Here is an 18,033-nt window from a genome sequence, read left to right on the forward strand (position 1 = left end):
ACCGGAGCGATAGAATTGCCTGCGGGAACAGAGATGGTGATGCCTGGAGACAATGTTTCAGTGACGGTAAATTTGATAGCGCCTATTGCGATGGAAGATGGATTGCGTTTTGCGATCCGAGAAGGTGGTAGAACTGTTGGTGCTGGCGTTGTTGCTAAGATTGTTGAGTGATTGAGAAGGTAAAAAAAATAAGTTCAATATATAGTGTGGTTTGATTATTGAATTTGTTAATTCAGGAACGAGTATATGCAGAATCAAAAAATTAGAATTCGCCTTAAAGCCTTCGATTATCGTTTGATAGATAAATCAGCTATAGAAATTGTTGAAACAGCAAAAAGGACAGGAGCGGTAGTAAAGGGACCGATTCCATTGCCAACCAAAATCGAACGATTTGATGTGCTGCGCTCGCCTCATGTGAACAAGACTTCGCGTGATCAGTTTGAAATTAGAACGCATTTAAGGTTAATGGATATAATAGATCCGACAGATAAGACAGTGGACGCATTGATGAAATTGGACTTGCCTGCTGGTGTCGATGTAGAGATAAAACTGTAAATAAAAATTAATATCTTCTTAAGATTAAGTAATTAAATAAAGAACACTCCTGAAAAGAGAGATAGAATGAGTTTAGGATTAATTGGCCGTAAGATCGGTATGATGCGAATATTCGCGGAGAATGGAGATGCTTTTCCAGTTACAGTAATTGATGTTACAAATAATCGTATAACTCAAATAAAGAAAACATCTTCTGATGGTTATTGTGCTGCTCAGATATCATTTGGTCAGAAAAAGATATCAAGAGTGAATAAATCGACAGCCGGTCATTGTGCTAAAGCTGGTGTGGTGGTTGGGAGCATTGTCAGAGAGTTTAGGGTAAATAATGATTCTATTCTTGATCAATTCCAGAATGGTATGGAGGTTAGGAACGATATATTTAAAGTAGGGCAAAAAGTTGATATATCTGGAGTTACGATAGGAAAGGGCTTTGCAGGGGCAATCAAGTTACACCACTTTTCTTCCAATAGAGCAAGTCATGGCAATTCGAAAGCACATAATAAACCAGGTTCAATTGGTATGGCCCAAGATCCGGGGCGTATTTTTCCAGGTAAGCGTATGGCTGCGCATATGGGTAATGTGAGAAGAACTACACAAAATATTGAAATATTAAGAATTGATAGCGAAAGAAATTTGCTGTTAGTTAAGGGTGCGGTTCCAGGATCGAAAGGTGGATATTTAATAATTCGGTCAAGCGTAAAAGAAAAAAAGTGAATTCATAAAGATAAAATATAAACAGTAGGGTGAATAAGTAATGGAAATTGGGCTTATCGATAATAAAAATCAGAAAACAGGAAGCATAACTGTTTCTGATGAGCTTTTTAAGAGAGATTATAACGAAGCGCTCGTTCATCAGGTTGTGACATCATATTTATCTAATGCACGTTCTGCAACTCGGGCACAAAAAGGTAGATCGGATATCGCAAAGTCAACTCGGAAACCATGGCGACAAAAAGGTACGGGCAGAGCTCGTGCTGGTATGGCTTCGAGTCCTATATGGCGCGGTGGCGGTAAAATCTTTCCCAACAGTTCTGAGGAAAGTTTTAAAAAGAAATTGAATAAAAAAATGTATCGTGCCGGAATTAGTTCTATATTCTCACAGCTAATTCGTGATAATAGGTTATTTGTAATTGAATCATTTAGTGTTGATTCGTATAAAACTAAAGCATTGTCGGAGAAATTAGAAGTTCTCGAATTGAGTAATGTGATGATTATTACGAATGAAATTGATAGTAATCTTTATTTGTCATCGCGAAATATTCCTAATATTTCTGTTGTTGAAGTACACAATATAGATCCAGTCAGTCTTCTGAAATTTAAAAAAACACTTATCACGAGCGATAGTTTGAAAAAAATAGAGGAGCTTCTTTCATGAATAGTGCAAATATCAATCAAGATCGGCTATTAAAAATTATATTGGCGCCTCATATTTCAGAAAAAGCAACCTATTTAGGCGAGAAAAATAATCAAACTATGTTTCGTGTAGTGACGGACGCTACTAAGCTAGAAATTAAAAGAGCTGTGGAGTTGCTATGGAAAGAGCAAAAAGTTGAAGTAGAAAAAGTCCAAACGATTAATGTAAAGGGAAAACAAAAGCGGTTTGGGCGTTTTATGGGGAAAAGATCTGATTGGAAAAAGGCTATCGTGAGGATTAAAAGCGGGCAAGAGTTGAATTTTACAAATTTTTCGAACGTAGAGGCTAAGTGATGGCGCTTGTAAAATTAAAACCAACATCGCCTGGGCGAAGATCTGTTGTCAAACTGGTAAATAAAGAATTACACAAAGGAAAGCCTCATAAGAGTTTACTTGAAAAGCAGTCCAAAACTGCGGGCCGTAATCATCACGGGCATATCACCACACGGCACCGGGGTGGAGGCCATAAGCAACATTATAGATTAATGGATTTTAAACGCAATAAAGATGATGTCACAGCTACTATAGAACGCATTGAATATGATCCAAACAGATCAGCTAATATCGCTTTGGTATGTTATGCCGATGGGGAAAGAAAATACATAATTGCACCAAAAGGGTTGGCAGTAGGAATGAAAATTGGTAGTGGAAATTTAGCACAAATTAAGCTTGGTGATGCTGTTGCACTACGTAATATACCAATAGGAACAATAGTTCATTGTGTTGAATTGTTGCCTGGTAAAGGAGCTCAATTAGCTAGATCAGCAGGTTCTTTTGTTCAACTACAAGCCAGAGAAGGTAATTACGCGCAAATTAAACTGCGATCAGGTGAGGTGCGTAAAGTTCATATAGATTGCCGTGCTACTATCGGTGAAGTAGGAAATGCAGAGCATGGTTTAAGATCCATTGGTAAGGCGGGCGCAGTAAGATGGCGCGGAGTTAGACCGACTGTACGTGGTGTGGCAATGAATCCCGTAGATCATCCTCATGGTGGCGGTGAAGGTAGAACATCAGCGGGGAGGCATCCAGTAAGTCCTTGGGGTACCCCAGCCAAGGGATATAGAACTCGCAAAAATAAAAGAACAAATGTGATGATAGTTCGTCATCGCTATTCAAAAAAAGGGTGATTAAATGCCACGCTCAGTAAAAAAAGGGCCATTCGTTGATGCTCATTTAGTTCTAAAAATAGATAAAGCGCGAAATACAAATGATAAGCGGCCTATTAAAACATGGTCGAGGCGATCAACAATATTGCCTGATTTTATTGGATTAACCGTAGCGGTACATAATGGAAAACAGCACATACCGATATATGTTACCGAAAATATGGTGGGTCATAAGTTTGGGGAATTTTCTTTAACACGTACTTTTAAAGGGCATGCAGGTGACAAGAAAGTTGTTACGAAGCGCTAAAAAATAAAAATGGAAACAATTGCTAAATTACGTGGTGCAAGAATCTCAGCTCAGAAATGTCGTCTTGTTGCTGATCAAGTAAGGGGCTTGACTGTGGACAGAGCATTGAACATATTAATATTTAGTCCAAAAAAGGGTGCGGAAATAATACATAAGCTGCTAGGGTCTGCAATAGCTAATGCTGAACACAATGATGGTGCCGATATTGATGAACTTATAATCTCGTCAATAATTGTTGATCAAGGTGCATCTATGAAGAGAACTAGCGCTCGTGCTAAAGGTCGTGGAAATAGAATTGTGAAACAAACTTGCCACATATCACTGACTTTGGGTGATGGTAGTGGTTATACTAATAAAGGCACTAACTGATATGGGTCAAAAAATAAATCCGACTGGTTTTAGGCTGTCTGTGCAAAAAAATTGGCTGTCGAGATGGTATGCGAATAGTAGTAATTTTGCGGCTATGCTTAATGAAGATATAAAGGTTCGCACTTTTCTTGCAAATAGACTTAGAAATGCATCAGTAGGTAAGATTTTGATAGAAAGACCTTCAAAGAATGCTAGAATTACAATTTTTAGTTCTCGACCAGGCGTCGTTATAGGCAAAAAAGGTGAGGATATTGAAGTATTGCGTGGAGAGTTACAAAAAAGAATGGGCGTTCCTGTTCATGTAAATATAGAGGAAATTAGAAAACCAGAAATTGATGCGCAATTAATAGCGGATAATATCGCGCAACAGTTAGAAAAAAGAATAATGTTTCGAAGAGCAATGAAACGGGCAATGCAAAATGCTATGAGACTTGGTGCTCAAGGAATAAAAATTATGAGCTCTGGCAGATTAAATGGGATTGAGATTGCTCGTACTGAGTGGTATAGAGAAGGAAGAGTTCCGCTTCATACCTTAAGGGCTGATATTGATTATGGAACATCAGAAGCTAAAACAACTTATGGAATCATAGGGATAAAAGTATGGATTTTTAAAGGTGAATTACTTGGTAAAAGTGATCAAATGATTCACTCATCTACGAATCAAAATTCTGAAAATGAAAAAAAAAGGCACAATAAGCGTTCTTCTTTATCATTCATAAATTCCTCAGCTTCAGAAAAAGAAATAAACAGTAATAAAGATTCAGGTTTAGAAGATAGTTCGACCCACACTGAGCAGATTGCGGAAGTGGATAAAAAATGAATTGTGGAGAAATGAATGCTTCAACCAGCTAGAACTAAATATAGAAAGCAGCAGAAAGGAAGAAATACTGGAATCGCAACCCGTGGAGCTAAAGTTAGCTTTGGTGAGTTTGGCCTAAAAGCAATAGGAAGAGGACGACTAACATCGCGTCAAATTGAAGCAGCCCGCAGAGCGATGACTAGACATATCAAAAGAGGAGGGCGGATTTGGATCAGGATTTTTCCTGATAAACCAATTTCGCAAAAACCAGCTGAAGTTAGAATGGGGAATGGAAAGGGAAATCCAGAATATTATGTAGCAGAAATACAGCCGGGAAAAATGTTGTATGAAATGGATGGAGTGACAGAGGAATTGGCAAAAGAAGCTTTCCGACTAGCTGCAGCAAAGCTTCCAATTAGAACAACATTTACTATAAGACAAATTGGTGGATAGTGATGAAGTCAGTCGAATTGAAAAATAAACAACTATCGGAATTAAATTTGGAGCTAATTTCTTTATTAAAAGCGCAATTTGGGTTAAGAATGCAATTGGCAACACAACAGTTGTCAAATACTAACAAGTTAAGAATGATAAAAAGAGATATTGCCAGAGTAAAAACATTTATAACCCAGCGACAAAATAATCATGAAGAGCGATAAATTAAGCCGTACACGTACTATAAGTGGTAAAGTTATTAGTAATAAGATGGATAAAACTGTAACCGTAATGGTGGAACGTAGATTGATACATCCACTATATGGGAAGTTTATTACAAGAACTAAGAAATATCATGCCCACGATGAGATTAATCAGTATGCGATAGGTGATACAGTTCTATTAGAAGAATGCCGTCCTTTATCTAAAACCAAAAATTGGAAAGTAATTGATAAAATATAGAGGACACTGAATAAATGAGATATTTATGTGGTATTTAGGCTATGTGATATCAAAGTTTATTTCATATTAGTTGCGGTAAGAATTTTAATTGAATTGCTCTGATCTAGGCTATATAAAATAATATTTTATCAGTGCATGAAATAAATTATAACGAAAAGCGAATAGAAAATGATCCAAATGCAATCAATATTGCGCGTAGCAGATAATACTGGCGCTCGTTCACTTATGTGTATAAAGGTACTTGGTGGATCAAAGCGGAAATACGCGGGAATAGGTGATATTATTAAGGTTAGCGTTAAAGATGCGGCACCTAGAGGAAAAGTAAAAAAAGGTGAGGTATATAATGCAGTGGTAGTTAGAACAGCGAAAGGCGTAAGGCGTAATGATGGATCTTTATTGAAGTTCGACGATAATGCAGCTGTCTTGCTTAATAATAAATTTGAGCCGATTGGAACACGCATATTTGGTCCAGTAACTCGAGAGTTGCGAAATGTACACTTTATGAAGATCGTATCTCTAGCTCCAGAAGTATTATAGCTATGGGAGGGGAGTAATATGCAAAAATTAAAAAAGGGTGATGATGTGATTATCATTGCCGGTAAAGATAAAGGCAAAAGAGGAACTGTTCTTCGTATTGAAAGAATCGATTATTTAATCATTCAGGGAATAAATATAGTTAAGAAACATCAAAAACCTAATCCAACCAAAGGTAGTGCGGGTGGTATAATAGCAAAAGAAATGCCGATACACGTTTCTAATGTTGCAATTTATAATTTTAATTCAAAGAAACCTGACAGAGTTGGATTTAAGTTTACTTCGGAAAATAATAAAGTCCGTATATTTAAATCTAGTGGCGATTTGATAGAACCGTAAAAAGGAAGTGGATTAAAGTATGACTCGCTTACAAGAATATTATAGGAATGTAGCTGCTAAGAAACTGATGGAACAATTCGAATACAATTCGATAATGGAAGTGCCATGCATAACAAAAATAACATTAAATATTGGATTAGGTGAAGCGACTATAGACAAAAAAATAATAGAGAATGCATTAGCTGACATGAAAAAAATATCTGGTCAGCATCCCGTGATTACTAAAGCTAAGAAATCAATTGCAACATTTAAGGTAAGGCAGGATTATCCAATAGGATGTATGGTTACACTGCGACGAGTTAGAATGTATGAGTTTCTCGATCGCTTAATAAGCATCGCAATACCCAGAATAAGAGATTTTAGAGGAATTTCTGGGAAATCTTTTGATGGCAGAGGTAACTATAATATGGGTATAAAAGAACAAATTATTTTTCCCGAGATTGATTATGATAAAATCGATAATTTGCGTGGAATGAATATATCAATTACAACTACAGCAAAAAGTGATGCCGAAGCAAAGGCATTGTTATCTGCCTTTAATTTTCCATTTAAAAACTGAGATCAGAATGGCAAAGCTTGCTATTATTAATAGAAATATCAAAAGATATAAAATAGTGCAGAAGTATGTTGAGCAAAGGATAAATTTAAAGAAAATAATAAATGATTCTGCTGTTAGTGATGCTGAGCGTAGCGAAGCACGTCTGGTATTACAAAAATTGCCGAGAGACTCTAGCCCAGTTCGACTAAGAAATAGGTGTGCATTAACCGGCAGGCCACGAGGTGTTTACTCTAAATTTGGCCTAGGAAGAAGCAAGTTAAGAGATATAGCGATGAGTGGTAAAATTCCAGGAATAATCAAAGCTAGCTGGTGATTTATAATTTTTACTTGATAGTAAAAGATTATCAATTTTGTATTAATGTAACTAATCGGTGGGTAAATACATTATGAGTATGAGTGATCCTATAGCAGACATGCTAACCCGGATGCGTAATGGGCAAATGGCAAAAAAGACTTCAGTAATAATGCCAAGTTCACGCATTAAACAAGCAATAGCTAGCGTTCTGGAAGATGAAGGATATATAGAAGCTTTTGATATCACCGATCAGGGAAGCAAAAAAAATCTAGAAATCAAACTAAAATACCATTCGGGTGATCGAGTAATAGAAAGGATAACACGCGTTAGCAAACCCGGTTTAAGAATTTATAAGTCTAGTAAGAATCTGCCTAATGTTATGAACGGACTGGGAATTGCAATCATGTCTACATCTAAAGGTGTAATGACTCAAAGAAAAGCGCAGCAGCTTGGAGTTGGTGGAGAATTATTATGCTATGTTGTTTAGAGGAGATACTAAATGTCTCGTGTTAGTAAGAATCCCGTAACTATTCCATCCAATGTTGAAGTGAGCACTACAAATAGTAACATATCAATTAAAGGACCTTTAGGAACTTTGCATCAAAAATTAACTAATGTTGTTGTGCTAGAAGTGGTTGATAATGAAATTAGAATTAAATCAGTAAATGAATCAAAGCATGCTAACGCTATGTCTGGGACAGTTAGGTCCCTTGTGGCTAATATGGTTCACGGTGTGACCATCGGTTTTGAAAAGAAATTACAGTTAGTGGGTGTTGGCTATCGAGCTCAGGCAGGGCAGAACAAAATTAACTTGGCTTTGGGATTTTCACATCCGATAGATTATATTATCCCTGATGGAATCAAGATTGAAACCCCGACGCAGACAGAAATCCTTATTAAAGGAATGAGCAAACAAGTAGTTGGGCAAACAGCTGCTGAAATCCGGGCATATAGAAAACCAGAACCATATAAAGGTAAAGGTGTTCGTTATTCAGATGAGAAAATTGTTCTCAAAGAAACGAAGAAAAAATAAGTGAAATAATATGGCAAATTTAAAAGATAGGCGATTAAGACGCTCAAGAAAAACTAGATATAAAATTGCAGAAATCGGCGCAATAAGATTATGTGTACATAGAACTAATTTACATATATATGCGCAATTAATAGATGATAATCAGCATAAAACCATAGCTTGTGCGTCTACTTTAGAGCCCGACGTTAAAAAAGAAATTTTATCAGGTAGCACCGTGACGGCTGCGTCCTTTATTGGAAAAAGAATCGCTGAGAAAGGTAAGAAGTGTGGAATTACTAATATAGCCTTTGACAGATCTGGATATAAGTTTCATGGAAGAATTAAGGCGCTAGCAGAATCTGCGCGCCAAAATGGATTAAAATTCTAATCAAGGATTTAAGATGGCAAAAATTGGTAAAGCAGGTGTAAAACACACAGGAAATGAAGATAGTGGCGATGATTTACGAGAGAAAATGGTGGCTATCAATCGAGTTACCAAAGTTGTAAAGGGTGGACGTATTTTAGGCTTTGCAGCACTTACTGTTGTAGGAGATGGCGATGGCAGTGTCGGGATGGGAAAAGGAAAGTCACGTGAAGTCCCGGTTGCTGTTCAGAAGGCTATGGATGAAGCACGTAGAAGGATGATTAAGATTAAATTAAAAAACGGTACTATATATCACCCAATAATTGCTTCTCATGGTGCTGCTAAAGTATACATGCAGCCTGCACCAGAAGGAACGGGAATTATTGCTGGCGGACCTATGCGCGCGATTTTTGAAGTAATAGGTATGACGGATATTCTGGCTAAATGTATTGGATCTACGAATCCATATAATGTCGTGCGAGCAACAATTAAGGGATTGAATTCCATGAGCACACCTGCAAGTATAGCTGCAAAACGTGGGAAAACGGTTAAAGAAATTTTAGGATTAGATAATGGTTAAAGAAAAAGCGCCAAATACTATAAAAATATTCTTAGTCAAAAGTTTGATAGGCGTGAAACAATCTCATAAAGCAACTATAAGAGGTTTAGGTTTAAAAAAAATTAACAGCTCATCAGTGCTAGAGAAAACACCTGAAACTATTGGAATGATTAATAAAATTAAATACTTAATTAAGTGCGATTGATATGTTTTTAAATTCGATAAAACCTGCTATTGGTTCTGCTAAGAACAAAATTCGAGTGGGTCGGGGTATGGGTTCAGGTTTTGGAAAAACTTGCGGTCGAGGTCACAAAGGACAAAAATCACGTTCCGGAGGATTTCATAAAGTAGGGTTTGAAGGAGGGCAAATGCCAATTCAGCGGCGTTTGCCAAAACGTGGTTTTTCGCCTTTTAATAGAGAAGATTATTCTTGCTTGCGAGTGAGAGACTTAAAGATGTTTTCTGAGGAAGTGATCAGTCTTGATCTATTAAAGAAATATAATATTGTTTCTGATAAAGTAAAAAAAGTCAAAATTTATGGTATAGATCAGATTGATAGAGCGATTTCGTTGCAAGGGTTTTATGTTAGTAAAGGAACCAAAGTGATGATAGAAGCTTCGGGTGGAAAAATATTATAGAAGCATAAGGAATAAAAGTGGCTATAAAAGGTTCATTAAATAAGCCTGTCGATAAATTTTCTGATTTAAAGCGACGTTTATGGTTTTTGTTATTAGCGTTAATTGTATATAGGATTGGAGCGCATGTTCCTGTGCCTGGTATTGATTCAACTGTATTGAAAGACCTGTTTGAATCCCAGGAGAGTGGCGTCTTGGGTATGTTTAATATGTTCTCAGGTGGGGCACTTTCACGTTTCTCGATATTTGCGCTGGGTATAATGCCTTATATCTCAGCTTCTATTATTATGCAACTTGGAACTGTTGCTGTGCCTTACCTAGAAGCACTAAAGAAGGAGGGCGAAAGTGGTAGAAGAAAAATTACCCAATATACGAGATATGGAACGCTTGCCCTTGCGTTAGTGCAAAGTTATGGAATTTCAATTGCGCTTCAATCGCAAAGCGGATTGGTAATTAACCCTGGTGGGATGTTTACGCTGACTACAGTGATTACGTTGGTAACAGGAACAATTTTTTTGATGTGGCTGGGTGAACAAATAACTGAGCGTGGCATTGGTAATGGTATTTCTTTAATAATATTTGCTGGCATAGCAGCAGGTTTGCCAAGTGCCATAGGTGGAACCTTGGATTTAGTTAGTACTGGATCTATGCATTTTCTTGTTGCACTGGGGATATTTATTGCCGCCGCTTTAGTTACGTGGTTTGTCGTATTTGTTGAAAAAGGACAGAGACGTATTTTGGTGAATTATGCAAAACGTCAGGTCGGTCAAAAGATATACGGTGGCCAGAGCTCTCATTTACCTTTAAAAATAAACATGGCTGGAGTGATACCGCCTATTTTTGCATCAAGCATTATTTTATTTCCGGCAACCCTGGCAGGATGGTTTGCAAATAATGAGTCAATGCTACTATTAAAAGATATTAGTGCTGCATTATCTCCTGGACAACCAATTTATGTGATGCTTTACGCTGTAATGATTATTTTCTTTTGTTTTTTTTATACAGCACTTGTTTTTAATCCAAAGGAAACAGCTGACAACCTTAAAAAAAGTGGAGCTTTTGTCCCTGGTATTAGGCCTGGAGAGCAAACTACTAGATATATTGAAAGAATAATGCTTCGTTTAACTTTGGCTGGCTCAATATATGTGACACTCGTGTGCTTATTACCAGAGTTTTTAATCCTCAAATGGAATGTGCCATTTTATTTTGGTGGTACATCTCTTTTAATTATAGTGATAGTTACAATGGATTTTATGTCACAGGTACAATCTCATGTGATGTCTTCTCAATATGACAGTTTATTGAAGAAAACTAATCTTAAAACCAATACTGGAAAGCTAAATGCTAAATAGAAGGTTAACACAATAATTAATGGCTAAAGAAGAAACAATACAAATGCAAGGAGAGATACTTGAAACTCTCCCCAATGCGACATTTCGAGTTAAATTAGAAAATGGTCATATTGTTCTTGGTCATATCTCTGGTAAGATGCGAATGCATTATATAAGGATCTTACCTGGCGACAAAGTAACGGTAGACCTGACGCCTTATGATCTTACTAGGGCTAGAATTACATTTAGAGCTAAATAGTGTTTTTGTAAAACCCTTTGTGGACTAGAAAATATGAAAGTAAATGCATCCGTAAAAAAATTATGTAGAAAGTGTAAGATTATACGGCGTAATAGGGTTCTTAGAGTGATATGTGAAGATCCCAGGCACAAACAACGGCAAGGATAATTAAATTAGTTTTTTTTATAAACAAGGAAATTGAATGGCGCGTATTGCTGGTGTTAATATTCCCAACCATAAGCATATCGGTATAGCATTAACTTCTATATATGGAATTGGTCGAACAAGTTCTAATAATATATGCAAAGCTATAGGTGTCGATAATGATCACAAGCTTAAGGATTTATCAGAAGATCAGATAGAATTGATACGTGATCAAGTTGCAAAACTAACAATTGAAGGAGATCTACGTCGAGAGATCTCAATGAATATAAAAAGACTTATGGATCTTGGATGTTATCGTGGATTGCGTCATCGACGTGGCCTTCCTGTCCGTGGTCAGAGAACCCGCACTAATGCAAGGACTAGAAAAGGGCCTCGTAAAGCAATACGTGCTCGATGATAATTTTTATGTAATACGTATATAAGGTAGTTAAATGGTTAAAGCAACTTCTAAAGTGCGAAAAAAAATAAAGAAGAATGTGTCGGAAGGTATAGCTCATATACATGCTTCGTTCAACAATACAATTGTTACAATTACTGATAGACAGGGCAATGCTTTATCGTGGGCAACCTCCGGAGGAGCAGGGTTTAAGGGTTCTCGTAAGAGTACACCATTTGCAGCACAAATTGCTGCTGAAAATGCAAGTAAGATAGCAATTGATTGTGGTGTAAAAAACTTAGAGGTCAGAGTGAAAGGCCCTGGCCCTGGAAGAGATTCAGCTGTGAGAGCTTTGAATTCAGCGGGATTTAAAATAACTAGTATTTCAGACGTAACGCCAGTGCCGCATAATGGATGCCGTCCTCCCAAAAAACGAAGAATCTGAGGAGAATAAACTTTGGCAAAAAATATTGAACCTAAATGCAAGCAATGTAGACGCGAAGGTGAAAAGCTTTTCTTAAAGGGAGAAAAATGTTTTACTGACAAATGTTCGATAGAGCGAAGAAATTATCCACCGGGACAACATGGCCAGAAGAAAGGCAGAATTTCCGATTATGGTGGTCAGCTACGGGAAAAGCAAAAAATAAGAAAGATATATGGAATATTGGAAAAGCAGTTCAGGAATATTTATAAAATTGCTGACAAACAACGTGGTATAACCGGTGATAATCTTCTTCAGTTGCTTGAAAGTCGTCTTGATAATGTCGCATTTCATATGGGATTTGGAGCATCAAGATCTGAGGCTAGACAAATAGTCCGACATAATTGTATTTTAGTAAATGGTAGTCGTGTAAATATTCCTTCGTATAGAGTTAGGGCGGGAGATATTGTTGAGATTGTCAATGCTGCAAAAGAACAATTGAGAATTAAACACGCTATTGAAATGGCGAATAGTCGAACTTTCCCAGCTTGGATCGAAGTTGATACAAAGGCTATGAAAGGAATCTTTAAAATGAAGCCTGAACGATCTGAACTACCTGCGACGATTAATGAATCTTTGGTTGTCGAGTTGTATTCTAAGTAATCAATAATAGTATTGATTTTCTTTATCTAGAGGTACATTATTAATATGCAAGGTACAGATTTGCTAACGCCAAGAATTATTGATGTTCAAAATATATCACCGCTTCATGCAAAAGTTGTTATGGAGCCTTTTGAACGAGGTTATGGTCATACATTAGGCAATGCTTTACGGCGGATATTATTGTCTTCTATGACTGGATATGCTCCAACAGAAGTTAGAATTGCTGGCGTATTGCATGAATACTCGGCACTTGATGGTGTGCAAGAAGATGTTGTTGATATACTAATGAACATCAAAGGTATTGTTTTAAAATTACATAATAATGATGAGGTTGTTCTTACATTAAATAAAACTGGTAAAGGGATTGTTACAGCTGCAGATATTGAGTTAAGCCACGATGTTGAAATTATTAATCCAGAACATGTGATTGCCCATCTGACATCAGACGGAAAAATTGATGTGCAGCTTAAAGTGGAGAAAGGAAGAGGCTATGCTCCTGCTAATATTAGAAAAATTGGAATTAATGAAAAAAATAGCATTGGGACGATATTGTTGGATGCATCTTTTAGCCCAATTAGGCGCGTTAGTTATTCAGTTGAGAGTGCGCGAGTTGAACAGCGAACAGATCTAGATAAATTAATTGTCGATATCGAAACAAATGGAGCAGTTGAGCCCGAGGAGGCAATACGTTTTGCTGCTCGAGTTTTAGTTCAGCAATTATCTGTTTTTGCTGACCTTGAAAGTACACCTATACCAAAAGAAAAACCTCAAGCTCCACAGATTGATCCTATATTACTTCGTCCGGTTGATGATTTAGAGCTAACGGTGAGATCAGCTAACTGTTTAAAAGTGGAAAATATATATTATATTGGTGATTTAATTCAAAGAACTGAAGCTGAGCTGCTTAGAACACCTAATTTGGGAAGAAAATCTCTTAATGAAATCAAAGAAGTTTTAGCATCAAGAGAACTTACATTAGGAATGAAATTAGATAATTGGCCACCGGCTAATCTTGATAGTGTTTCAAAGGAAAATAATCATGCGCCACAATAATGCTTTGAGAAAGCTAAATCGAACTAGTAGTCATAGAAAGGCTATGTTTCGTAATATGAGTAATTCACTGATACGTTATGAAGTAATTAAAACGACGCTTCCAAAGGCAAAGGAACTAAGAAGATATGTTGAACCTATGATTACTTTAGGAAAAGCCCCTTCACTTGCAAATAAGAGGTTGGCTTTCGATAGACTTCGGGATCGTTCTAGTGTAACAAAAATATTTTCTGAATTGGGGCCTCGTTATCTCTCTCGTCCTGGTGGATATATAAGAATTCTTAGATATGGTTACAGAAAAGGAGACAATGCTCCAATGGCATTGGTAGAGTTATTAGATAAGCCTGTATATGAAGTTGAGGCTAAATCTACTATTACAGATAAAAGTAATTAATAAATTAATTTTATCTGTAAAAAAATACTTAACAATCTGAGCCCTTTTATTTTCATGCAGATATGTATGTAAATTTAAGGGCGCTTTATTTGCTAGTCTTGCTAAATGACGGTATGCATCATTCAGCGAGTGTTTTAGCAAAACAGCTTAAATGTTCACTTACTTCAATTTATTTCTTAGTTTATCAACTAAAAAATTATAGTATTGATGTGGTAAATATTGATGGAAATATAATTCGGATAAATAAGCCAATTGCTTGGTTGAATACTGAATTAATTATTAAGTACATGTCGGTTGAATCAAAAAAATTCGATTTAAGATTATTCGATATTGTTGACTCTACGAATAATTATCTTCTTAATCAATTAAAACGAAAAACATTAACTAAAGGCACAGTCCCAGTTGTAGCAGCAGAATTTCAAACTAGTGGACGAGGGCGCGAGGGGCGAATTTGGCAATGTGGCTTTGGTAATGGGCTCATGTTTTCAATGTGTTGGCGCTTTTATAAAAGAGGGTCTGATTTATCCGGTTTAAGTTTAGTAACTGGCATTGCAATTCTAAGGGTCTTAAGAGCTTATTCTGTTCAGAATATTAACATCAAGTGGCCAAATGACATTCTATGCAATAATCATAAATTGGCTGGTATTTTGATCGAAATTCGTGGTGAAATATGTGGACCATCGTATGCGGTAATAGGCATAGGAATTAACTTTAACCTATCTGAGTCGATTAAGCCTTTGATTGATCAGAAAGTTACAGATCTGTCAGAGGTTACTAGTGGTTTTATAGATCGCAACCGAGTATTTGGAGAGTTATTATTAGAACTACACAACGTTCTCAAAGATTTTGAATATTATGGCTTTGCATATTTTAAAAAAGAATGGATCAGTTATCATTCTTACGAAGGATGTAAAGTTGATCTAGTCTTTCCAAACGGTTTGACGATCACAGGCATAGTTGATGGAATAGCAGATGATGGTGCTATCTGTTTGTTAACATCTGGAGGAAAGAAGTCATTTAATGTAGGAATTATTTCGATGCGATCTCGAGTTTACTAAGAATTAATGTCCTATATACTTGCCATAGACTCAGGAAATTCAAATATAAAATGGGGATTATATCGCGGTGATCATTGGCTAAAGCAAGGTAATGTGTTTTACAAGGAAGTTTCTAAACTTGAAGGCGAATTCATAAATTTCCCTGCACCATCTTTTATTATTATTTCTCATGTTGCCCGAAGTGAAACTAAAAATCAAATAAGTAAGTTAATTTCTTTTTGGCCCTCGAAACCACAATGGTTAAGTTCAAATAAATCTAGATGTAATGTGATTAATGGCTATATTAATCCGAGTCATTTAGGAAGTGACCGTTGGGCAGCCTTAATCGCTGCTTGGAGAATCGAGAGGCAGCCATGTTTAGTAATTAATGCTGGAACAGCAGTAACAATTGATGTTCTTTCTGAATCCGGGAAATTCCTTGGTGGAATCATACTGCCTGGTTTTAATTTAATGACTAAAAGTCTTCTATCAAGCACCCAACTTACTAATATCGAGTTGGGCAGTTATGAAGATTTTCCTGTAAGTACTGAAAATGCAGTACAAAGTGGTTTGATACATGGCATATTAGGTGCTGTTGATCGGATGTACAATCTGTTATTATCATGTACTAATCAAACATCTGTGAATTGCATCATAAGTGGTGGTAGTGCTTCGTTGCTAATCCCTTTTTTCAAACTTCCAATAAAGGTTATTGATAATTTAGTGCTGGAAGGCTTGATAATAGTTGCTAAAGATACTCTAACAAGTTCAGACCCTAGCTTTTTGCTATGAATATGCCTCGACTATTGAATGCAACTTTTTATACTTCTGCACATGAAGTTCGAGATTTACCCAAGCATTCTGGCATTGAAATTGCTTTTGCTGGACGCTCAAATGCTGGGAAATCAAGTGCTATCAATGCTTTAACCAATAGGAGCCGCTTAGCATTTGTTAGTAAAACACCAGGACGTACACAACTAATAAATTTTTTTCAATTGACATCAAACCAGTTTCTTGTTGACTTACCTGGTTATGGCTACGCTAAGGTTCCAGAGCACATACGACAACATTGGCAAAATTTATTAGGTAATTATTTGCAGACACGTGAATCACTTAAGGGTTTGATATTAATAATGGATATTCGTCATCCTCTTAGACCTCTGGATATTCAGATGCTTGATTGGTTCTCACCGACAGGAAAAGTAATTCATATTTTATTAACAAAGGCTGATAAATTAAGTAAGCTACAAGCAAATATCACTTTACAAAAAGTAGTTTTTTTTATAAAAGAATTCTATCCACAATGCAGTGTGCAATTATTCTCAAGCATAACGAATATTGGCATTGTTGATGCCACGACAATAATAAATAAATGGTTACTCACAAATTAGCGACTGCTTATCTTATGTTTAAATATAAAAAACCCCGGTTAAAGGGGAGTAAAACCGGGGGAACCGCCTTAATATCACTTTCCCTGCCTCAGGGAGGAAAGGCAGGGGGACGATCAAGATTGTCCACTTGTGAGACAGACAATATTCAAGTCAGTTCCCAGATGATTTTTTAATTTTTCATAATTATTATTATGTTTCAGAGTAGTCATTTTCCTCAAAGAAGAATGCGACGAATGCGTCGCGATATGTTTTCCCGCAATTTGATGCGAGAGGTCCATCTTCTACCAGAAGATTTGATTTATCCAGTTTTTATTTTAGATGGAAAGAAACGTAGTGAAAATATCGAATCAATGCCTGGCATAGTAAGACAGAGTATCGATCTTTTAATGATTCAGGCGGAGAAGTGCGTGCAACTTGGTATTCCAGCTGTTGCTATTTTTCCAGTTATTGATATTGAACATAAGAACCTTTCTGCAAGCGAAGCATATAATCCTGATGGACTTGTGCCTCGGGCAGTGAAGCAACTAAAGGTAAGCTTTCCTGAATTAGGAGTAATTACCGATATTGCTTTGGATCCATATACAATTCATGGCCAAGATGGCTTGATCGACCATTCTGGTTATGTGATGAACGATGAAACAGTAAATGTTCTTTGTCAACAAGCATTGGTTCATGCCCAAGCAGGGACAGATATTGTGGCACCTTCAGATATGATGGATGGGCGCATTGCTGCAATTAGAGCTAGTTTGGATAGTCAAAAATTTATTCATACACGCATTTTGGCGTATTCTGCTAAGTACGCTTCAAGTTTTTATGGACCATTTCGCGACGCAGTTGGATCAGCTGATAATCTAGGTGCGGGTAACAAATATACTTATCAAATGGATCCTGCAAATTCCGATGAGGCTTTATGGGAAGTTGGATTAGATCTAGATGAAGGCGCCGACATGGTGATGATTAAACCTGGGATGCCTTATTTAGATATCGTCCGCCGCGTGAAAGATCAGTTCGGTGCACCTACATTTGTTTATCAAGTCAGTGGTGAGTATGCAATGCTCAAAGCTTCTGCGATTAACGGATGGCTAAATGAAGAATCTTGCGTGCTGGAATCATTGCTTTCTTTTAAACGCGCGGGAGCAGATGGAATTTTAACTTATTATGCTGTCAAAGCGGCTGAGTGGCTCAAGAAAGACCGGAATATATGAAATTAGAATCCACCTAATT

33 protein-coding genes and 1 pseudogene are annotated in these 18,033 nt (G+C 36.8%); all 34 read left to right on the forward strand.

Annotation, left to right across the window (positions count from 1 at the left end):
- Window positions 1-171: pseudogene (tuf, locus tag Q0C11_RS02895) on the forward strand (elongation factor Tu); the annotation flags it as partial.
- A gap of 75 nt (window positions 172-246) precedes the next feature.
- Entirely contained in the window at window positions 247-555 is a 309-nt protein-coding gene (gene rpsJ, locus Q0C11_RS02900; protein WP_013647104.1) for a 30S ribosomal protein S10, read from the forward strand.
- Window positions 556-621: 66 nt separating this feature from the next.
- Entirely contained in the window at window positions 622-1,269 is a 648-nt protein-coding gene (rplC, locus tag Q0C11_RS02905; protein ID WP_293005584.1) for a 50S ribosomal protein L3, read from the forward strand.
- Between the two features lie 40 nt (window positions 1,270-1,309).
- Window positions 1,310-1,930, forward strand: a complete 621-nt coding sequence (gene rplD, locus Q0C11_RS02910) for a 50S ribosomal protein L4 (protein ID WP_293005586.1) — start codon at window positions 1,310-1,312, stop codon at window positions 1,928-1,930.
- Window positions 1,927-2,262, forward strand: coding sequence for a 50S ribosomal protein L23 (gene rplW, locus Q0C11_RS02915; RefSeq protein WP_293005588.1), 336 nt, complete (start codon window positions 1,927-1,929; stop codon window positions 2,260-2,262). The genes rplD and rplW overlap by 4 nt, the downstream gene beginning before the upstream one ends.
- The gene (gene rplB, locus Q0C11_RS02920; protein WP_293005590.1) at window positions 2,262-3,095 is read left to right on the forward strand and encodes a 50S ribosomal protein L2; all 834 of its coding nucleotides are present in this window, start codon (window positions 2,262-2,264) and stop codon (window positions 3,093-3,095) included. The genes rplW and rplB overlap by 1 nt, the downstream gene beginning before the upstream one ends.
- Window positions 3,096-3,099: 4 nt before the next feature.
- Complete coding sequence (gene rpsS, locus Q0C11_RS02925; protein ID WP_293005592.1) at window positions 3,100-3,381, forward strand: 30S ribosomal protein S19; 282 nt, start codon at window positions 3,100-3,102, stop codon at window positions 3,379-3,381.
- A 9-nt stretch (window positions 3,382-3,390) separates the two neighbouring features.
- Window positions 3,391-3,750, forward strand: a complete 360-nt coding sequence (gene rplV / locus Q0C11_RS02930) for a 50S ribosomal protein L22 (protein WP_293005594.1) — start codon at window positions 3,391-3,393, stop codon at window positions 3,748-3,750.
- A 1-nt stretch (window position 3,751) separates the two neighbouring features.
- Window positions 3,752-4,570, forward strand: a complete 819-nt coding sequence (gene rpsC, locus Q0C11_RS02935; protein ID WP_293005596.1) for a 30S ribosomal protein S3 — start codon at window positions 3,752-3,754, stop codon at window positions 4,568-4,570.
- A gap of 15 nt (window positions 4,571-4,585) precedes the next feature.
- Entirely contained in the window at window positions 4,586-5,002 is a 417-nt protein-coding gene (gene rplP, locus Q0C11_RS02940; protein WP_293005598.1) for a 50S ribosomal protein L16, read from the forward strand.
- Between the two features lie 2 nt (window positions 5,003-5,004).
- Window positions 5,005-5,208 carry a 50S ribosomal protein L29 gene (gene rpmC, locus Q0C11_RS02945; RefSeq protein WP_293005600.1) on the forward strand — a complete coding sequence of 68 codons (204 nt, stop codon included), beginning with the start codon at window positions 5,005-5,007 and terminating at the stop codon, window positions 5,206-5,208.
- A complete protein-coding gene (gene rpsQ / locus Q0C11_RS02950) occupies window positions 5,195-5,446 on the forward strand; it encodes a 30S ribosomal protein S17 (protein ID WP_293005602.1) in 252 nt (83 codons plus the stop codon). Before rpmC ends, rpsQ begins: the two co-directional genes overlap by 14 nt.
- A 168-nt stretch (window positions 5,447-5,614) precedes the next feature.
- Window positions 5,615-5,983 (forward strand): 50S ribosomal protein L14, encoded by a 369-nt coding sequence (gene rplN / locus Q0C11_RS02955; RefSeq protein ID WP_292921636.1) that lies wholly within the window; start codon window positions 5,615-5,617, stop codon window positions 5,981-5,983.
- A gap of 18 nt (window positions 5,984-6,001) precedes the next feature.
- Window positions 6,002-6,319 (forward strand): 50S ribosomal protein L24, encoded by a 318-nt coding sequence (gene rplX, locus Q0C11_RS02960; RefSeq protein ID WP_293005604.1) that lies wholly within the window; start codon window positions 6,002-6,004, stop codon window positions 6,317-6,319.
- A gap of 19 nt (window positions 6,320-6,338) precedes the next feature.
- A complete protein-coding gene (gene rplE, locus Q0C11_RS02965; RefSeq protein WP_293005606.1) occupies window positions 6,339-6,878 on the forward strand; it encodes a 50S ribosomal protein L5 in 540 nt (179 codons plus the stop codon).
- 7 nt (window positions 6,879-6,885) lie between these two features.
- A complete protein-coding gene (gene rpsN, locus Q0C11_RS02970) occupies window positions 6,886-7,191 on the forward strand; it encodes a 30S ribosomal protein S14 (RefSeq protein ID WP_293005608.1) in 306 nt (101 codons plus the stop codon).
- 73 nt (window positions 7,192-7,264) lie between these two features.
- A complete protein-coding gene (gene rpsH, locus Q0C11_RS02975) occupies window positions 7,265-7,660 on the forward strand; it encodes a 30S ribosomal protein S8 (protein ID WP_293005610.1) in 396 nt (131 codons plus the stop codon).
- A gap of 12 nt (window positions 7,661-7,672) precedes the next feature.
- Window positions 7,673-8,206, forward strand: a complete 534-nt coding sequence (gene rplF / locus Q0C11_RS02980) for a 50S ribosomal protein L6 (RefSeq protein WP_293005612.1) — start codon at window positions 7,673-7,675, stop codon at window positions 8,204-8,206.
- Between the two features lie 10 nt (window positions 8,207-8,216).
- On the forward strand, window positions 8,217-8,573 hold the full coding sequence (gene rplR / locus Q0C11_RS02985; protein WP_293005614.1) for a 50S ribosomal protein L18: 357 nt from the start codon (window positions 8,217-8,219) through the stop codon (window positions 8,571-8,573).
- Between the two features lie 13 nt (window positions 8,574-8,586).
- Window positions 8,587-9,129 carry a 30S ribosomal protein S5 gene (gene rpsE / locus Q0C11_RS02990; protein ID WP_293005615.1) on the forward strand — a complete coding sequence of 181 codons (543 nt, stop codon included), beginning with the start codon at window positions 8,587-8,589 and terminating at the stop codon, window positions 9,127-9,129.
- Entirely contained in the window at window positions 9,122-9,313 is a 192-nt protein-coding gene (gene rpmD / locus Q0C11_RS02995; RefSeq protein WP_293005616.1) for a 50S ribosomal protein L30, read from the forward strand. Before rpsE ends, rpmD begins: the two co-directional genes overlap by 8 nt.
- A 1-nt stretch (window position 9,314) precedes the next feature.
- Entirely contained in the window at window positions 9,315-9,746 is a 432-nt protein-coding gene (gene rplO / locus Q0C11_RS03000) for a 50S ribosomal protein L15 (protein WP_293005617.1), read from the forward strand.
- A gap of 17 nt (window positions 9,747-9,763) precedes the next feature.
- Entirely contained in the window at window positions 9,764-11,095 is a 1,332-nt protein-coding gene (gene secY / locus Q0C11_RS03005; RefSeq protein WP_293005618.1) for a preprotein translocase subunit SecY, read from the forward strand.
- A 19-nt stretch (window positions 11,096-11,114) separates the two neighbouring features.
- Complete coding sequence (infA, locus tag Q0C11_RS03010; protein WP_013647126.1) at window positions 11,115-11,333, forward strand: translation initiation factor IF-1; 219 nt, start codon at window positions 11,115-11,117, stop codon at window positions 11,331-11,333.
- A gap of 33 nt (window positions 11,334-11,366) precedes the next feature.
- Entirely contained in the window at window positions 11,367-11,480 is a 114-nt protein-coding gene (gene rpmJ, locus Q0C11_RS03015; RefSeq protein WP_293005620.1) for a 50S ribosomal protein L36, read from the forward strand.
- Between the two features lie 34 nt (window positions 11,481-11,514).
- A complete protein-coding gene (gene rpsM / locus Q0C11_RS03020; RefSeq protein ID WP_293005621.1) occupies window positions 11,515-11,874 on the forward strand; it encodes a 30S ribosomal protein S13 in 360 nt (119 codons plus the stop codon).
- A gap of 34 nt (window positions 11,875-11,908) precedes the next feature.
- Complete coding sequence (rpsK, locus tag Q0C11_RS03025; RefSeq protein WP_293005623.1) at window positions 11,909-12,298, forward strand: 30S ribosomal protein S11; 390 nt, start codon at window positions 11,909-11,911, stop codon at window positions 12,296-12,298.
- 12 nt (window positions 12,299-12,310) lie between these two features.
- On the forward strand, window positions 12,311-12,937 hold the full coding sequence (gene rpsD / locus Q0C11_RS03030) for a 30S ribosomal protein S4 (RefSeq protein WP_293005625.1): 627 nt from the start codon (window positions 12,311-12,313) through the stop codon (window positions 12,935-12,937).
- A 45-nt stretch (window positions 12,938-12,982) separates the two neighbouring features.
- Window positions 12,983-13,990 carry a DNA-directed RNA polymerase subunit alpha gene (gene rpoA, locus Q0C11_RS03035; RefSeq protein ID WP_293005626.1) on the forward strand — a complete coding sequence of 336 codons (1,008 nt, stop codon included), beginning with the start codon at window positions 12,983-12,985 and terminating at the stop codon, window positions 13,988-13,990.
- Window positions 13,977-14,381, forward strand: coding sequence for a 50S ribosomal protein L17 (rplQ, locus tag Q0C11_RS03040; protein ID WP_293005627.1), 405 nt, complete (start codon window positions 13,977-13,979; stop codon window positions 14,379-14,381). Before rpoA ends, rplQ begins: the two co-directional genes overlap by 14 nt.
- A 62-nt stretch (window positions 14,382-14,443) precedes the next feature.
- Window positions 14,444-15,439: a biotin--[acetyl-CoA-carboxylase] ligase gene (locus Q0C11_RS03045; protein ID WP_293005628.1), complete on the forward strand. Its 996-nt coding sequence runs from the start codon at window positions 14,444-14,446 to the stop codon at window positions 15,437-15,439.
- Between the two features lie 6 nt (window positions 15,440-15,445).
- On the forward strand, window positions 15,446-16,210 hold the full coding sequence (locus Q0C11_RS03050; RefSeq protein ID WP_293005630.1) for a type III pantothenate kinase: 765 nt from the start codon (window positions 15,446-15,448) through the stop codon (window positions 16,208-16,210).
- Between the two features lie 2 nt (window positions 16,211-16,212).
- On the forward strand, window positions 16,213-16,809 hold the full coding sequence (yihA, locus tag Q0C11_RS03055; RefSeq protein ID WP_293005697.1) for a ribosome biogenesis GTP-binding protein YihA/YsxC: 597 nt from the start codon (window positions 16,213-16,215) through the stop codon (window positions 16,807-16,809).
- A gap of 191 nt (window positions 16,810-17,000) precedes the next feature.
- Entirely contained in the window at window positions 17,001-18,014 is a 1,014-nt protein-coding gene (gene hemB / locus Q0C11_RS03060; RefSeq protein ID WP_293005632.1) for a porphobilinogen synthase, read from the forward strand.
- Window positions 18,015-18,033 lie beyond the last annotated feature (19 nt).

Source organism: Nitrosomonas sp. (assembly GCF_022842015.1).
GTDB lineage: Bacteria > Pseudomonadota > Gammaproteobacteria > Burkholderiales > Nitrosomonadaceae > Nitrosomonas.

Coding starts and splice junctions, on each gene's coding strand:
- rpsJ (WP_013647104.1), top strand. CDS start 247: ATGCAGAATCAAAAAATTAGAATTCGCCTTAAAGCCTTCGATTATCGT.
- rplC (WP_293005584.1), top strand. CDS start 622: ATGAGTTTAGGATTAATTGGCCGTAAGATCGGTATGATGCGAATATTC.
- rplD (WP_293005586.1), top strand. CDS start 1,310: ATGGAAATTGGGCTTATCGATAATAAAAATCAGAAAACAGGAAGCATA.
- rplW (WP_293005588.1), top strand. CDS start 1,927: ATGAATAGTGCAAATATCAATCAAGATCGGCTATTAAAAATTATATTG.
- rplB (WP_293005590.1), top strand. CDS start 2,262: ATGGCGCTTGTAAAATTAAAACCAACATCGCCTGGGCGAAGATCTGTT.
- rpsS (WP_293005592.1), top strand. CDS start 3,100: ATGCCACGCTCAGTAAAAAAAGGGCCATTCGTTGATGCTCATTTAGTT.
- rplV (WP_293005594.1), top strand. CDS start 3,391: ATGGAAACAATTGCTAAATTACGTGGTGCAAGAATCTCAGCTCAGAAA.
- rpsC (WP_293005596.1), top strand. CDS start 3,752: ATGGGTCAAAAAATAAATCCGACTGGTTTTAGGCTGTCTGTGCAAAAA.
- rplP (WP_293005598.1), top strand. CDS start 4,586: ATGCTTCAACCAGCTAGAACTAAATATAGAAAGCAGCAGAAAGGAAGA.
- rpmC (WP_293005600.1), top strand. CDS start 5,005: ATGAAGTCAGTCGAATTGAAAAATAAACAACTATCGGAATTAAATTTG.
- rpsQ (WP_293005602.1), top strand. CDS start 5,195: ATGAAGAGCGATAAATTAAGCCGTACACGTACTATAAGTGGTAAAGTT.
- rplN (WP_292921636.1), top strand. CDS start 5,615: ATGATCCAAATGCAATCAATATTGCGCGTAGCAGATAATACTGGCGCT.
- rplX (WP_293005604.1), top strand. CDS start 6,002: ATGCAAAAATTAAAAAAGGGTGATGATGTGATTATCATTGCCGGTAAA.
- rplE (WP_293005606.1), top strand. CDS start 6,339: ATGACTCGCTTACAAGAATATTATAGGAATGTAGCTGCTAAGAAACTG.
- rpsN (WP_293005608.1), top strand. CDS start 6,886: ATGGCAAAGCTTGCTATTATTAATAGAAATATCAAAAGATATAAAATA.
- rpsH (WP_293005610.1), top strand. CDS start 7,265: ATGAGTATGAGTGATCCTATAGCAGACATGCTAACCCGGATGCGTAAT.
- rplF (WP_293005612.1), top strand. CDS start 7,673: ATGTCTCGTGTTAGTAAGAATCCCGTAACTATTCCATCCAATGTTGAA.
- rplR (WP_293005614.1), top strand. CDS start 8,217: ATGGCAAATTTAAAAGATAGGCGATTAAGACGCTCAAGAAAAACTAGA.
- rpsE (WP_293005615.1), top strand. CDS start 8,587: ATGGCAAAAATTGGTAAAGCAGGTGTAAAACACACAGGAAATGAAGAT.
- rpmD (WP_293005616.1), top strand. CDS start 9,122: ATGGTTAAAGAAAAAGCGCCAAATACTATAAAAATATTCTTAGTCAAA.
- rplO (WP_293005617.1), top strand. CDS start 9,315: ATGTTTTTAAATTCGATAAAACCTGCTATTGGTTCTGCTAAGAACAAA.
- infA (WP_013647126.1), top strand. CDS start 11,115: ATGGCTAAAGAAGAAACAATACAAATGCAAGGAGAGATACTTGAAACT.
- rpmJ (WP_293005620.1), top strand. CDS start 11,367: ATGAAAGTAAATGCATCCGTAAAAAAATTATGTAGAAAGTGTAAGATT.
- rpsM (WP_293005621.1), top strand. CDS start 11,515: ATGGCGCGTATTGCTGGTGTTAATATTCCCAACCATAAGCATATCGGT.
- rpsK (WP_293005623.1), top strand. CDS start 11,909: ATGGTTAAAGCAACTTCTAAAGTGCGAAAAAAAATAAAGAAGAATGTG.
- rpoA (WP_293005626.1), top strand. CDS start 12,983: ATGCAAGGTACAGATTTGCTAACGCCAAGAATTATTGATGTTCAAAAT.
- rplQ (WP_293005627.1), top strand. CDS start 13,977: ATGCGCCACAATAATGCTTTGAGAAAGCTAAATCGAACTAGTAGTCAT.
- Q0C11_RS03045 (WP_293005628.1), top strand. CDS start 14,444: ATGTATGTAAATTTAAGGGCGCTTTATTTGCTAGTCTTGCTAAATGAC.
- Q0C11_RS03050 (WP_293005630.1), top strand. CDS start 15,446: ATGTCCTATATACTTGCCATAGACTCAGGAAATTCAAATATAAAATGG.
- yihA (WP_293005697.1), top strand. CDS start 16,213: ATGCCTCGACTATTGAATGCAACTTTTTATACTTCTGCACATGAAGTT.
- hemB (WP_293005632.1), top strand. CDS start 17,001: ATGTTTCAGAGTAGTCATTTTCCTCAAAGAAGAATGCGACGAATGCGT.